The organism is Dietzia natronolimnaea (assembly GCF_002289575.1).
Lineage (GTDB): Bacteria > Actinomycetota > Actinomycetes > Mycobacteriales > Mycobacteriaceae > Dietzia > Dietzia natronolimnaea_A.
On sequence record NZ_NTGA01000005.1, the window covers coordinates 86382 to 99383 of the forward strand.

The window sequence follows — 13002 nt, forward strand, 5'->3', positions numbered from 1 at the left end:
TTCGCCATCACAGGGCGCCCTTGGTCGAGGGGATCCCGCTGATGCGCGGATCCGGTTCGACCGCGGCGCGCAGCGCCCGGGCGACGGCCTTGTACTCCGCCTCGGTGATGTGGTGGGGGTCGCGCCCGTAGTGCACGCGGACGTGCAGCGCGATTCGGGCGTGTGACGCGAGGGTCTCGAAGACGTGCCGGTTGAGCACGGTGCCGTACGGGGCGCTGTCGTGCCCCACGACGACGTACCCGATCATGACGTCGGGCTCTCCGCTGTGGACGCAGTAGGGGCGGCCCGAGACGTCGACGACCGCCTCGGCGAGGGTCTCGTCCATGGGGATCGAACACTGGCCGAACCGGCGGATGCCCCGTTTGTCGCCCAGTGCCTCCCCGAGCGCCTGGCCCAGCACGATGGCGGTGTCCTCGACGGTGTGGTGCGCCTCGATCTCGACGTCGCCCGTCGCGCGGACCGTGAGATCGAACGCGCCGTGCTGACCGAACGCGGTGAGCATGTGGTCGAAGAACGGGACGCCGGTGGCGATCTCCGTCCGACCGGTGCCGTCGAGGTCGATCTCGACGACGATCGATGACTCCTTTGTGGTGCGCTCGACGCGACCCACTCGTCCACCCTGCTCGCTCATCGTCTCTCCCTCGTGGTGGTGATCTCTGTTCCCGCCAGCTCCGCGCTCACCTGAAGCAGCCGGTCGTTCTCGCTCTCCAGCCCGATGGTCGCACGAAGACGGCCGGGGATGCCCACGTCGCGGATGAGCACGCCGGAGTCGAGGTAGCGGCGCCAGGCGCGGCGCGCATCCTCGAAGGGTCCGTAGAGCACGAAGTTGGCCTCGCTGGGCAGCACGTCGTACCCGAGTGCCTCCAGTCCCGCGGTGACACGCTTGCGCTCCTCGGCCAGCAGGGCGACCGAGGCCAGGGTCTCGTCGGCGTGCCGCAGCGCGGCGCCGGCAGCGGCCTGCGCGATCACAGACAGGTGGTACGGCAGCCGGACGAGCAGCACGGCCTCGACGAACGCGGGGTCGGCCGCGAAGTACCCGAGCCGCCCTCCGGCGAACGCGAACGCCTTGCTCATGGTGCGCGAGACGACGAGAGTCGCCGGGTACTCGGCCAGGAGCGTGCACGCGCTGGGCGACGGGGAGAACTCCGCGTACGCCTCGTCGACCACGACGATCCCGGGTGCCGCGTCGATCAACCGCCGCAGGTCGTCCAGCTCGATCACGTGGCCGGTCGGATTGTTGGGCGTGGTGAGGAAGAGGACGTCGGGGCGGTGCGCGGTGATCGCCGCCAGCGCGGCCTCGACGTCTATCGACAGGTCCGCGCCCCGGTCGACCGGGATCCACCCGGTGTCCGTGCCCGCCGCGAGGATGGGGTGCATGGAGTAACTCGGGACGAACCCCATCGCGCTGCGCCCGGGCCCACCGAAGGCCTGGAGCAGCTGCTGGAGGATCTCGTTGGACCCGTTTGCCGCCCACACCATGTCCACGTCCACCTCGACCCCGGTCTGTCCCGTGAGGTAGGCGGCGAGGTCGGTACGCAGCTCGACGGCGTCCCGGTCCGGGTACCGGTTGAGGTCGGCCGCGGCCCCGGAGACCGCCTCCGCGATGTCGGCCACCAAAGCCGCACTGGGCGGGTGCGGGTTCTCGTTGGTGTTGAGCTGGACGGGCACCTCGAGCTGCGGGGCTCCGTAGGCGCTCATGCCGCGGAGGTTCTCGCGGAGTGGCAGCGCGTCCAGGCCGACGCCGCGACGGGGGGTGTCGTTCACTTCTCCCCCTCCTCGGCGGTGAGGTCCTCGAAGCGGGCCCGGACGGCCTCGCCGTGGGCCGGCAGCCGCTCGGCGTCGGCGAGCGCGACGACGGTCGGGGCGATCTCCTTGAGCGCGGCGCGGTCGTAGTCGATGACGTGGATACCGCGCAGGAAGGTCTGCACGCTCAACCCGGACGAGTGACGCGCGGTCCCCGAGGTGGGCAGGACGTGGTTCGATCCCGCCGCGTAGTCGCCGAGCGGGACCGGGGAGTAGGCGCCCACGAAGATCGCCCCGGCGTTGCGCACCCGGGCGGCGTCACCTGCCGAGTCACGGGTCTGCACCTCCAGGTGCTCGGCCGCGTACGCGTCGACCACGCGCAACCCGGCGTCGATGTCGTCGACCAGGACGATTCCCGACTGCGGGCCCTCGAGAGCGTCGCGGACGCGGTCCGAGTTGAGGGTGACGGTGTAGCGGGCCTCGACCTCCCGCGCGACGGCGTCGGCGAGCTGCTCGGAGTCGGTGACCAGCACGCTCGCCGCGTCGGGGTCGTGCTCGGCCTGGCTGATGAGGTCGTAGGCGATGTGGACCGGGTCGGCCGTGTGGTCGGCGAGGACGGCGATCTCCGTGGGGCCGGCCTCTGAATCGATACCCACGACGCTGCGGCACAGCCGCTTGGCGGCGGTGACGTAGACGTTGCCGGGGCCGGTGACCATATCGACGGGCTCGAGCTCGCGGCCGTCGGTGTCCTGGCCACCGTAGGCGAGCAGTGACACGGCTTGGGCGCCGCCGACGGCCCAGACCTCGTCGACCCCGAGCAGGGCACACGCGCCGAGGATGGTGGGGTGCGGCCACCCGCCGGAGTCGGCCTGGGGCGGGGAGGCCACCACGAGCGCGCCGACGCCCGCGACCTGCGCCGGCACGACGTTCATGATGACGCTCGACGGGTACACGGCCTTGCCACCGGGGACGTAGAGGCCCACCCGCTCGACGGGCACCCACTTCTCGGTGACGAAGCCGCCGGCGGCGACCTCGGTGACGGTGTCCGAGCGCCGCTGGGCGGAGTGGACGATCCGCGCGCGGCGGATCGCCTCGACCAGTGCCGATCGCACGGCGGGGTCGAGGGTCTCGCCGGCCTCGGTGATGACGTCGGCGGGGACCCGCACCGAGGTGGGCCGGACCAGGTCGAACTTCTCGCCGTAGTCGAGCGCGGCGGAGGCCCCGTGCTCCCGGATCGCCTCGACCACCGGGCGGACGGTGTCGACGACGGAGTCGACGTCGGCGGCGCCTCGCGGGAGTGTGCGGCGCAGCTCGGCGGTACCGAGGGTGCGACCGCGCAGGTCGATGCGGGAGAGCATGGTGTGGCCTTTCCGTGGGATCACGGGTCGTCGACCAACCGGCCGACGACCCCGATCTAGTCTAGGTCTGCCCACGCCGGGTTTCCCCTCACACCACCCTCCCGGGTGTCGGGGACGCGGTCGGCCACACCCTCCAGCCGCTCACGCGCAGCACACGCCACCCTCGGAGTCGGCGCCGGCCTCGTCGTCGTCGTTCCTGTTGATGCCACCCGCTACCGGCGACGTTCCGAACGTCTCCGAGTCGGACAGGACCGTGTAGACCTCCCACCGCTCGCCCCCGGGGCCGGTGACCCACACCTTGTCCTGGGTGGCGAAGCAGCAGGTGGTGCCGATCTCCTCGTCGGTGAAGAGTCCGGCGTCGGTCAGTCGCTCGATCTCGCCGTGGACCTGTTCGCTGGACTCGACCTCGACGCCCAGGTGGTTGAGCGAGCCCCCCTGGCCCGGGTTCTCGAGCAGGACCAGCTTGAGCGGCGGCTGCTCCACCACGAAGTTGGCGTAACCGGGCTTGCGCTTGGCCGGTTCGACGCCGAAGAGCGTTGAGTAGAACCGGACGGCCTCGTCGACGTCGTCGACATTGAGGGCGAGTTGTACACGGGACATGGTCGTAACCCCTACCTCTGCGATGAATATCTAAATTGTTGCTTCGCCCACGAAAGCAGCCTTTTCGATATTCGTCAAGAACCCGGGCTACACTCGCGGACATGCCCAAGGCCCTGCCCCTCCTCGACGTCAGCTCGCCGGTCTGCTGCGCGCCCGTATCGGCGGGACCGATCGGCCACGAGGACGCCGTGGAGATCGCGCTGCGTCTCAAGGCCCTCGCCGACCCGGTCCGGATCCGGCTGCTGTCACTCCTGCTCACCAGTGACGACGGCGAGGTCCGCACAGGAGATCTGGCCGCCGCGACCGGCGTCGCGGAGTCGACCACCTCCCATCACCTGGGCCGGCTCCGCGAGGCCGGGATGATCGAGTCGGAGCGTCGCGGGATGAGCGTGTTCCACCGTGCCCGGGGGTCCGCGATCGACGCCCTGCGCGCCGCGCTCGACCCGAACTGCTGCACCTAGCCGGACCGGACCGCCCCGTCCACCAGGTGGATGCGGGCATCACACCGCGCCGCCACCCGTTCGTCGTGGGTGACGAGCATCAACGCCACCTCGAACTCCTGCGCGGTGCGCAGCAGAAGGTCCACCACCGCTGCGCCCGATTCCGAGTCCAGCGCACTGGTCGGCTCGTCCGCGAGGAGAAGCGACGGCCCGTTGACCAGCGCGCGTGCGACCGCCACGCGCTGGCGCTGACCTCCCGACAGGCCTCCCACGGACCGACCGGCCATCGACCCCAGACCCACCCTGTCCAGCAGATCGTCGGCTCGCTCCCGCACCGCGGTCCGGCGGGCACGCGACGGGCGCTTCCCGAGCCAGGCCATGGCCTCGAGCTGCTCGCGGGCGGTGAGCGACTCGACGAGGTTGGACTGCTGGAACACGATGCCGATCTCCGTCCGACGCAGCTCGGCCGCCCGTCGGGCGCTCACCGCCGCCAGGTCCACCTCGCCGTGGCGGGTGGCCAGCCACACGTGGCCGGAGTCGGGCGGGGTGAGCGTGGCCGCCACCGCCAGCAGGCTCGACTTGCCCGAGCCGGAGGGTCCGGTCACCGCGAGACTGCGGCCTCTGTCGATCCCGCACGAGACGTGGTCGACGGCGGTGAGCCGACCGTCGCCGTCCGGGTAGGTCAGGACGACGTCCTCCATCCGCAACCCGGCGGTCGCGGTGGGGTCGAGGTCAGCGGCGCCGTGGACAGGGGCGTGCGACATGGGCTTCTCCTTGAGACGTAGGTGGTGTGACGACGACGTCGCGCCGTCGCGGCGGGCGATTCGACTCACCGGAGCGATCCGAGTGCGGTGGCGGGGTCAGCGGCGACGACGGGCCGCAGGGAGACGGCGGCCCCGGCCAGCCCGAGAACGGCCAGGAGCACGGCGGGGAGCACGGTGGTGGCGGGCGAGACGACGTAGGGCACCGCCCCTGGCGCGACCACCCCGAACAGCGCGGCGATCCCCACGCCACCGCCGATGCCCACCGCCAGGACGATCGCCGCCTGGCCCACCGCGTCTCGCACCACTGCGGTGGTGGACCCGCCCAGCGCCTTGATCACCGCGACGTCGCGGCGACGCTGCATACCCCAGACCGCGAAGAACGCGCCCACCACGAGTGCGGTGACGGCCAGCAGCATGAACGTCATGGTGTTGAGCGAGGTGTTCTCCGCGCGATGGGAGGGCAGCGAGGACACCAGCCCGTCGGGGTCCACCACTGTCAGACCGGCGTGTGACACCGATTCCGCGGACGAGACGGCGACAGTCGTGGCCGCCCCACCTCGCGGTGCGAGCTCGTGCCACGTGGCCAGGTCGGTGACGACGACGGGGGTGTGAGAGTGCCACAGGTCGCCGACCCCTCCGGTGACGCGCAGAGCGCTGCTGTCGACCCTGAGCTCGGTCGCGCCGGCACCCACCTCGTCGCCGACGCCCGTAGAGGCCAGGACCTCGCCCGGCGGAGGCGGGGTCAGCGATCCCACGGAACCGCCCAGCCCCACGGCGACGGCCGAGACCCCGGTCTCGCTCCCGTCGTCCACGCGGATGCGGGCCACGCCCACGGGAACGGCCGAGGGATCGGCGGCCGTGACGTCGTTCAGCTGACCTTCGGTGAAAGCCGCGCGATCGAGGTCGACGGCGCCGTTCTCGTCGGCGGGCAGGACGAACGACGAGTCTCCGCTGCCGAGGGCCCGCAGCGCCGACACGCTCTGGTGTGCCAGGCCCGCGGTGAGCCCGAGCAGGCCGGCGACCAGCACCGAGAGCAGCAGGACGACACCGGTGATGAGCGCGAAGCGACCTCGCGCGGTGCGCAGGTCGCGGAGTGCGAAGTACATGGGGTTCCCTCTCGTGGTGGTGTGCCTCCAGGTTCGTCGCCGGCGGCATCTCCCGAATCGCCCTGGCGGATGGTCTCGCGCAGCAGGACGGTGGAGTGCCGCGTCCATCCTTCGATGGATGCCCGGGGCGACGGCAACGGCTAGCGTCGACCGGGTGACCGGCCCTTCCCGCCCCCGAGCGAGCGCAGAGCTGCCTCCCGAGTCGGCCGGAGTCCGCGCGGTCTTCACCCAACTGCAGGTGGCCCTGCACACCCTCGTGGCGGCGTTGCTCGCGTTCACCCTGATCAGCGCACACCGGGACACCGCCGGCGAGCTGGACCTCGTAGCCGTGGGCGCGGCGGTCGGTTTCACCGTCGTGTACCTGGCGGGGAGCGTGTGGGACCGCCTGCGCGGGACCGGCCGGACCGCGAGACTGTGGTGGCTCGCCGCGGTGCTGGCGCTGTGGGCGGTCCTGGTGGCGGGAGTCCCGGAGGCCGCCTACCTGGCGTTCCCGCTGTTCTTCCTGGCTCAGTTCCTCCTGGGTGTGTGGGCCGGGATCGCGGCGGTGGCGCTGCTCGCCGCGGTAGCGGTGGTGGCTCTGGGGATGCACGGGGGGTTCACTCCCGCCGGGGTCGTGGGACCCGCGGTGGGGGCGCTCGTCGCGGTGGGACTGGGCACCGGCGTCCGGGCGCTCGATCGGGAGTCCCGGGCACGGCGCGAGGTGATCGCTGAGCTGGTCAGGACCCGCTCCGAGCTGGCTCGTCGGGAGCGGGAGGTGGGCCGGGAAGCCGAGCGGGCCCGCCTGGCCGGCGAGATCCACGACACCGTGGCGCAGGGGCTCGCGAGCATCGGGATGTTGCTGCACGCCGTGGAGCGCGCGGACCCCTCGCACCCTGCCGTCGACCAGACCCGCCTCGCGCGAGAGGTGGCCGGCGAGAACCTCACCGAGACCCGCCGCCTCATCGCCGCGCTACGCCCCGCTCCGCTCGACGGCGTGTCGCTCGCGGGCGCACTGGGCCGGGTCGCGGAGCGGACCCGCGCGGAGCATCCGGGGATCGAGGTGGCCGCGGACTGCTCCCTCGATGTCGACCCTCCCCCTGAGGTCGCCGCCGTACTCGTCCGCGTAGCGCAGGAGGCGTTGGCGAACGCGGTCACACACTCCTCACTCTCGAGGGTGGAGGTGACGCTGACCGGGTCATCCACCGCGGTCGCGCTCGAGGTGCGCGACGACGGTCGGGGTTTCGACGTCGCCGCGCCGCGGCCCACCGCATCGTTCGGTCTGGACGGGATGGCGCGTCGGGTGTCAGGGCTGGGAGGAGAGTTCAGCGTGGTCTCCGAGCCGGGCGAAGGGACCACGATCCGAGCCGTGCTCCCGACGGCCGTGGGAGGGTCGGGGGCATGAACGCGACGGTGCGGGTGTTGATCGCCGACGACCACACAGTGGTCCGGACGGGACTTCGCGCGTTGATCGCATCGGACCCTGCCATCGAGGTGGTGGCCGACGTCCCCACCGCTGACGGCGCTGTCGAGCGGGCGCGGATCGGCGACGTGGACGTGGTGCTCATGGACCTGCGCTTCGCGGGTGACGCCTCCGCGGGGGTCAGGGCGACCCGGCGGCTACGTGCACTGGAATCTCCGCCGCAGGTCCTGGTGCTGACGAGCCATGACACCGATGCGGACATCATCGGCGCGATCGAGGCGGGGGCCTGCGGATACCTCCTCAAGGACGCTGGTCCCGACGAGCTGCTGGCCGCCGTCCGCGCCGCCGCGGCCGGGGAGGGCGCGCTCTCCCCCTCCGTCGCCGCCACGCTGATGACCCGGCTCCGGGACCCCCGGCCGGTGTTGACCGACCGTGAGGTGGACGTGTTGAGAGCGGTGGCGACGGGCGAGACCAACCGGCAGGTCGCGGCGTCCCTGAACGTGTCGGAAGCGACGGTCAAGACGCACCTCGTGCATGTCTTCGACAAACTCGGGGTGACGTCCCGGACGGCAGCGGTGGCTCGGGCCCGCGAGCTCGGAGTGGTGTGAGGCGGCGGATCTCGCGGCATTAACCGCCGACCTCATCCGCCGGCCCGCCGGACTTCCTAAGCTCGTCCCATGCGGAGACTCCCCTGGATCATCGGCGCCCTCGTCGTCGTCATCGTCGTCGTCATCGCCGCGCCCTACCTCTACAGGGCGGCCCGCGGTGGCGACGACGCCCCGGCCCCGACCGTCTCCATCGACGGGGCCGAGGCCGCGACCGGGGATCTGGACGGCTCGTGGGTGGTGGTCCCGGGGACCGCACCCAACGAGACGTCCGCCGGATACACGGTCGACGAGATCCTGCGCGGGGAGCCGGTGACCGTCGTCGGGAGCACCAGCGAGGTCAGCGGGGAGGCCACGATCTCCGGCACCGTGCTCGAGTCCGCCTCCTTCGACGTGCAGGTGGCGGGAATCGAGACGGACATCGACCGGCGCGACGAACAGGCCCGCTCACCGCAGATCCTCGACGCGGGGGCCCATCCCTTCGCGACACTCACGGTGGCCGAGCCCGTCGATCTGGCCTCGGTTCCGACGGACGGCACGACGGCGTCGATCCCGATGGAGATCGACCTGACGATCAAGGGCACGACCGTGCGTGAGGAGATCGAGGTGACCGTCCTGAGGACGGGAGACAACCTGATCGCCTCCGGCGCCGTCCCCCTCACCTGGGCCGAGGTCGGGGTGGAGCCGCCGAGCCTCGGCTTCGTCGCCGTGGAACCGTCCGGAACGATCGACTTCCTGGTGAGCCTGGCCCGACGCTAGCCGCGCATCGGTCTCGTGACGCGTCCCGGACCGAGCCCACGTGCAGGTCTGCGGCGGCCGGTAGCAACGACTGTTCAGCTCGTCGCCACCCGGCCGACAGGAACCCGGCACCTGGCCCTCCTACGGTCACCTGGTCAGTCACTCAGCCATTGCCCAGGAAAGGCCCTCGATGCGCGTACGAACCCTCAGCTCAGGCGTCCTCACGGTCGCCCTCGCCGCCGGAGCGGCCATCGGCGTCCCTGCCGCCACGCCCGCCTCGCCCGCCCCCACGGTGGTGATCAACGAGGTCGAGTCCAACGGTGATGCCGTGGGCGACTGGGTGGAGCTGGCCAATCTCGACACCGAGCAGGACGTGGACATCTCTGGCTGGACGCTGATCGACGACGACCCCACGCACGACCCGATCGTCATCCCCGACGGGACCACAATCGAGTCCGGCGGATACTGGTCCGTCTACACCGATGTGGACCCGGACTACTTCGGGCTCGGCGGCAACGATTCGGTGATCCTCCGGGACGCGGGCGGCGAGATCGTCGACTCCACCACCTGGTCGGGCCACTCACCCACCACCTGGGGTCGCATCCCGGATATGACGGGCGAGTTCGCGGTGACCGGTGAGCCCACCCGCAACGCCCGCAACGTCTCGGCCGACGAGGAGGATCCGGTCGTCACGTCGCCGTGGCCCTTCGACCCGCTGACGATCACCCCCGTCGCGCTGGGGGGCGACTTCGCCGAGGACGACGACATGTCCGGCGTCGACATCGCGGCCGACGGCACCGCCTACGTGGTGAACAACGGCTCCGGCACGCTCTACGTCCTGGCCTACGACCCGGGCGCCGGCACGTACTCGCTCGCGCGCACCTTCGTCCTGAAGTACCCCGACGGCTCGGGGCTGCCCGATGCCGAGGGCGTCACCGTGGGACCGGACGGGGCCGTCTACGTGGCCACCGAGCGGGACAACGAGGACAGCCGGATCAGTCGTCCCTCGATCCTGCGATTCGTCCTGCCCACCGATCGCGACTCCGGCACCCTCGATGCCACCGACGAGTACTCCCTGGCCGCGCTCACCGGCCCGCTCGGTGCGAACGCCGGTCTCGAGGCCGTCGAGTACCTGCCCGAGGTGTTCGGCGGAGCTTTCGCCGTGGGCGTGGAGGGGACCGGGAAGGTCCACGTCGTGACGTTGGGTGCCGGGGGTGCGGTGACCGAGAAGCAGAGCTACACCTCGCCGTTCTCCGGCGTGATGGCTCTCGACTATGACGAGGTCGACGGCGTACTCCGCGTGCTGTGTGACGAAGTGTGCGAAGGACGGTCGCTCGAGATGACCTTCGATGGGACCGGGTTCGTCACCGACGGCACCGTCCACGCCCGGCCGGCCGGAATGCCCAACCTCGCCAACGAGGGCTTCGGCTCCCACCGCGAGACCGTCGAGTGCCTCATGGGAGGCGCCACCGGCACCGCCGAACGGGTCCGGTTCCTGTGGGCCGACGACGGGGCCACCGCAGGGGTCGGCCTGCGCACTGCCGTTTCCGAGGCCGGCGAGTGCACCGTGGAGGACGACGACACCGTTGACGGGTCGCTCGACGACCTGGACACCGTCCTCGGTTCGCTCGCGGGCCTCCATCCAGTCTTCGGATCGTTGGGCGACGCGCCGACCCTGTTGCCGACTATGATTCGGTCCCTCTGAGCCGACACGATCGCCACTGACGCAACCCGGCAGGGCCCGGCCACCAACCAGGGTGGCCGGGCCCTGCCCCGTCCGCACCCGAGCCCCGGTCAGAGAGTGCCGTGACTCGGCGGCCGAACCCGGCCCAGGGCCCACCGGCCCAGGTGGTGGAGCTTCCACCTCTCCGGATCATGAAGGGTGTGGGTTCGGGCGTCGCGCCAGTACCGGGACAGGGTGGCCGATCCGGCGGCGGTGCGCGTGCCTCCGAAGTCGAACAGCTCCGAACCCGCCCGACGCGCAGCTCGACCCGCGGCCACCTTCACGGCGGCCGTGGCCAGGGACGCCTCTGCGATGGCCTCGGGACCGGACACCGTCTCGGGGCCGGGAATGGTCTCGGCGTGGTGGATGCGATCCCCAGCGACCACGAGAAGCGCCTCCGCTGACCGCACTGCCAGTTCGAGGTCACCGGCCTGCGCGATGAGCAGGGGGTCGTCGGCCGCCCGGTCGACGCCGGCCTCGAACCACGGCCTGGCCCTGCCGGCGAGGCCTGCGATGGTGTCGACCGCACCCCGCGCGATGCCGGTGTCTATCGCGGCGTGCAGCAGCTGCGCGCGGGCCCCGTACGTGCTCGGCCGGTCCAGTAGCCCCGTGAAGTCCAGCACCAGATCGGGGTCCACCTCCACGTCGTCCAGGATGACCGTCCCGCTGCTGGTCGTGCGTTGGCCGAGCGCGTCCCAGTCCGTGCCGATGGACACGCCCTGAGCATCCGCCGGGATGTAGGCGATGACCGCGCGACCGTCAGGCCCGACCGCGCGGACGGCCAGGATGTCCGCGAAGACCGCACCTGTGCAGTAGTACTTGGTCCCCGAGAGCACCAATCCGCCTCTGCTCCGACGCAGTGCGGTCGAGTCGTCCCTCGTCGTCCTCCCCCCGATCTCGGTCTGGGCGTTGGCGACACGGGCCCCGCCCAGCACACGCTCGAAGATCCACTGGCGCAGGACGTCCGAACCCTCGCGCCGGGCGGCGTCGAGGAAGGTGTAATGGCTCTGCGGGATCTGGGAGACGCTCGCGTCGGCGGCGGCGATCGTGGCGGTGACGGTTGCGACGGTGGAGACGGGCAGACCCGGACCTCCGTACTCCGCCGGCACCGTGAGCGCGAACAGACCCGCGGACGACAACGCGTCCACCTGGTCGAAAGGCAACGCCTTCTCCGCGTCCCGCGCGCTCGCTCCCCGGGCGATCTCTGGGGCGAGCGCGCGGGCCGTCGCGATGGCCCGCTCGCTCGTGACAGTCCCGCCGCCGATGACAGCGCCCGTCATCAGCTGTAGAGGGTGAAGGCCGGAGCCGTGCGGTTCAGCGTCCAGTCTCCGATCTCGCGCGCCTTGTAGGCCACAGGGTCGTGCACGGTGTGGGTGCGTAGGTTCCGCCAATGCCGATCGAAGCCGTAGGCGCTGGTGGTGGCCCTCGCCCCCTGGATCTCGAACAGTCGGGAGGCCACCTCGAGCGAGACCTTGGTGGTGGCGTACTTGGCTTCGGCGATCGCGATCGCGGTATCGGCGCGCTGGTCCGCGCCGAGTCCCGGGCCGAAGTCCAGGGCGTCCTGCAGCGCCTGGCCGGCGCGGTCGGCCAGGAGCGCCGCGCCGGTGATCTGTGCTCGTAGCTCGCCGACCAGCTCGAGGATGTACGGGTCCTCGGTCGCCGAGTCGAGCCCGGAGGTCTCCCACGGGCTCGCGTGGAGCCGCGTCCAGTCCAGGGCCTCGGTGAACGCGCCTTCGGCGGTACCGATGTAGAAGTTGACGAAGGCCAGCTGCCAGTGGTGCGTCACCAGGGTCTGGTAGGGCGAGAAGCCGGGCGGGGTGTCCGGATCGCCCAGGATCTCGTGACGTTCCACCCGGGCGTCGCGGAACTCCACCCCTCCGGAGTCCGTCAGGCGTTGGCCGATGGCGTCCCAGTCCCCCTCGGGCCTGAACCCGGGGCGGTCGGTCGGGAGGGTCAGGAACACCAGATCCCCCTCGAAGGAGGCGGTGACCGACAGCTGGTCGGCCACGCTCGCGCCGGACGCGAAGGTCCGTCGGCCGTTCAGTCGGAACGCATCGCCGTCCCGTGTCAGCTCCAACCCGTCCGCACCCCGCGGGTTCTGGACCCCGCCCCAGAACAGTTTCTCCTCCGCGTTACGGCGGGAGAGCGCCCCGGCCTGTTCGGGCGTTCCGAACAGGTGCGGGATGCGCTGTTGGGCGAAGTGATAGCCGATGAGGTGGGCGATGGAGGTGTCGCCGCGCGCGATGCGGCGGGTGATCTGCTGCGACTGCGCGAAAGACAGCCCGGAGCCGCCCGATTCGACGGGCTCGCCCACCTGGAGCAGGTCGTGTCGGCGGAGCAGATCGATCTCGGCGGTGGGCAAACCGTTGGCGCGGTCGCGTTCAGCGGCGGTCGCGCCCAGTTCGGCGGCGACGAGATCGGCCCGCCGGAGGGCGTCCTCGAAGTCCGTTCGGTTCTCAGCGGCGTACTGGCTGGTGTTGATGGCGTCAATGGTGGAGGTCATGGGTGGTTCCTCTGGGGTTCGGG

General features: G+C 71.3%; 13 protein-coding genes. 5 read left to right on the plus strand and 8 right to left on the minus strand.

The window, feature by feature from the left end; genetic code table 11:
• Positions 1 to 7: 7 nt before the first annotated feature.
• The 4 genes from hisB to CEY15_RS03175 form a co-directional block, all read right to left on the minus strand.
• Entirely contained in the window at positions 8 to 631 is a 624-nt protein-coding gene (hisB, locus tag CEY15_RS03160; protein ID WP_017836074.1) for an imidazoleglycerol-phosphate dehydratase HisB, read from the minus strand.
• Positions 628 to 1764: a histidinol-phosphate transaminase gene (locus CEY15_RS03165; protein WP_095717267.1), complete on the minus strand. Its 1137-nt coding sequence runs from the start codon at positions 1762 to 1764 to the stop codon at positions 628 to 630. Before CEY15_RS03165 ends, hisB begins: the two co-directional genes overlap by 4 nt.
• Positions 1761 to 3101, minus strand: coding sequence for a histidinol dehydrogenase (gene hisD, locus CEY15_RS03170; RefSeq protein ID WP_095717268.1), 1341 nt, complete (start codon positions 3099 to 3101; stop codon positions 1761 to 1763). The genes CEY15_RS03165 and hisD overlap by 4 nt, the downstream gene beginning before the upstream one ends.
• Before the next feature lie 141 nt (positions 3102 to 3242).
• Entirely contained in the window at positions 3243 to 3701 is a 459-nt protein-coding gene (locus tag CEY15_RS03175; RefSeq protein WP_095717269.1) for an ArsI/CadI family heavy metal resistance metalloenzyme, read from the minus strand.
• A gap of 101 nt (positions 3702 to 3802) precedes the next feature.
• Here CEY15_RS03175 and CEY15_RS03180 point away from each other — a divergent pair, with 101 nt between their 5' ends.
• Positions 3803 to 4162 carry an Rv2640c family ArsR-like transcriptional regulator gene (locus CEY15_RS03180; protein ID WP_017836078.1) on the plus strand — a complete coding sequence of 120 codons (360 nt, stop codon included), beginning with the start codon at positions 3803 to 3805 and terminating at the stop codon, positions 4160 to 4162.
• Here the strand turns inward: CEY15_RS03180 and CEY15_RS03185 are convergent.
• On the minus strand, positions 4159 to 4905 hold the full coding sequence (locus CEY15_RS03185; RefSeq protein WP_095717270.1) for an ABC transporter ATP-binding protein: 747 nt from the start codon (positions 4903 to 4905) through the stop codon (positions 4159 to 4161). The genes CEY15_RS03180 and CEY15_RS03185 overlap by 4 nt on opposite strands.
• Positions 4906 to 4970: 65 nt before the next feature.
• Positions 4971 to 6011 (minus strand): FtsX-like permease family protein, encoded by a 1041-nt coding sequence (locus tag CEY15_RS03190; protein ID WP_095717271.1) that lies wholly within the window; start codon positions 6009 to 6011, stop codon positions 4971 to 4973.
• Between the two features lie 154 nt (positions 6012 to 6165).
• Here CEY15_RS03190 and CEY15_RS03195 point away from each other — a divergent pair, with 154 nt between their 5' ends.
• The 4 genes from CEY15_RS03195 to CEY15_RS03210 all read left to right on the plus strand — a co-directional run bounded on the left by CEY15_RS03195 (position 6166) and on the right by CEY15_RS03210 (position 10458).
• Positions 6166 to 7392, plus strand: coding sequence for a sensor histidine kinase (locus tag CEY15_RS03195; protein WP_095717272.1), 1227 nt, complete (start codon positions 6166 to 6168; stop codon positions 7390 to 7392).
• Positions 7389 to 8018: a response regulator transcription factor gene (locus CEY15_RS03200; RefSeq protein WP_095717273.1), complete on the plus strand. Its 630-nt coding sequence runs from the start codon at positions 7389 to 7391 to the stop codon at positions 8016 to 8018. The genes CEY15_RS03195 and CEY15_RS03200 overlap by 4 nt, the downstream gene beginning before the upstream one ends.
• Before the next feature lie 69 nt (positions 8019 to 8087).
• On the plus strand, positions 8088 to 8774 hold the full coding sequence (locus CEY15_RS03205) for a YceI family protein (protein WP_095717274.1): 687 nt from the start codon (positions 8088 to 8090) through the stop codon (positions 8772 to 8774).
• A gap of 169 nt (positions 8775 to 8943) precedes the next feature.
• Positions 8944 to 10458 carry a lamin tail domain-containing protein gene (locus tag CEY15_RS03210; RefSeq protein ID WP_095717275.1) on the plus strand — a complete coding sequence of 505 codons (1515 nt, stop codon included), beginning with the start codon at positions 8944 to 8946 and terminating at the stop codon, positions 10456 to 10458.
• Between the two features lie 89 nt (positions 10459 to 10547).
• Here the strand turns inward: CEY15_RS03210 and CEY15_RS03215 are convergent, their stop codons facing one another.
• Complete coding sequence (locus CEY15_RS03215) at positions 10548 to 11756, minus strand: acyl-CoA dehydrogenase family protein (RefSeq protein WP_095717276.1); 1209 nt, start codon at positions 11754 to 11756, stop codon at positions 10548 to 10550.
• Positions 11756 to 12979, minus strand: a complete 1224-nt coding sequence (locus tag CEY15_RS03220) for an acyl-CoA dehydrogenase family protein (RefSeq protein WP_095717277.1) — start codon at positions 12977 to 12979, stop codon at positions 11756 to 11758. The genes CEY15_RS03215 and CEY15_RS03220 overlap by 1 nt, the downstream gene beginning before the upstream one ends.
• Between the last annotated feature and the right edge of the window lie 23 nt (positions 12980 to 13002).

Coding starts and splice junctions, on each gene's coding strand:
- hisB (WP_017836074.1), bottom strand. CDS start 631: ATGAGCGAGCAGGGTGGACGAGTGGGTCGCGTCGAGCGCACCACAAAG.
- hisD (WP_095717268.1), bottom strand. CDS start 3,101: ATGCTCTCCCGCATCGACCTGCGCGGTCGCACCCTCGGTACCGCCGAG.
- CEY15_RS03175 (WP_095717269.1), bottom strand. CDS start 3,701: ATGTCCCGTGTACAACTCGCCCTCAATGTCGACGACGTCGACGAGGCC.
- CEY15_RS03180 (WP_017836078.1), top strand. CDS start 3,803: ATGCCCAAGGCCCTGCCCCTCCTCGACGTCAGCTCGCCGGTCTGCTGC.
- CEY15_RS03185 (WP_095717270.1), bottom strand. CDS start 4,905: ATGTCGCACGCCCCTGTCCACGGCGCCGCTGACCTCGACCCCACCGCG.
- CEY15_RS03190 (WP_095717271.1), bottom strand. CDS start 6,011: ATGTACTTCGCACTCCGCGACCTGCGCACCGCGCGAGGTCGCTTCGCG.
- CEY15_RS03200 (WP_095717273.1), top strand. CDS start 7,389: ATGAACGCGACGGTGCGGGTGTTGATCGCCGACGACCACACAGTGGTC.
- CEY15_RS03205 (WP_095717274.1), top strand. CDS start 8,088: ATGCGGAGACTCCCCTGGATCATCGGCGCCCTCGTCGTCGTCATCGTC.
- CEY15_RS03210 (WP_095717275.1), top strand. CDS start 8,944: ATGCGCGTACGAACCCTCAGCTCAGGCGTCCTCACGGTCGCCCTCGCC.
- CEY15_RS03215 (WP_095717276.1), bottom strand. CDS start 11,756: ATGACGGGCGCTGTCATCGGCGGCGGGACTGTCACGAGCGAGCGGGCC.
- CEY15_RS03220 (WP_095717277.1), bottom strand. CDS start 12,979: ATGACCTCCACCATTGACGCCATCAACACCAGCCAGTACGCCGCTGAG.